We start from the raw sequence: 231 nt of genomic DNA on the forward strand, positions 1-231 counted from the left end.
CGGGATCCATTCGGCCCCGACCGGGCTGACGGCCCGCATCGGCCGTTCGAACCGGGCCATGCCCGCGTGCTCGCCCGGCGCGTAGTTCAGCTTCGGCCGGTAGCGGTGCAGCTGGTGGCCGTCGGCGTTGGCGACCCGGCCCTGCCGCTTTCGCCGCAGGGCGGCGGCCCAGGGCACGCCGGCGTTGCCGCCGCCGGCGATCAGGGTGGCGTACTCCTCGGGCACGTGGTC

At 76.2% G+C, this 231-nt stretch carries 1 pseudogene; it reads right to left on the bottom strand.

The annotated features are described in order from the left end of the window. Nucleotides 1-231, bottom strand: a pseudogene (locus KVS67_RS13615) (NAD(P)/FAD-dependent oxidoreductase); the annotation flags it as partial.

This window comes from Micrococcus sp. GbtcB5 (assembly GCF_019091605.1).
In the GTDB taxonomy this organism is placed as follows: domain Bacteria; phylum Actinomycetota; class Actinomycetes; order Actinomycetales; family Micrococcaceae; genus Micrococcus; species Micrococcus luteus.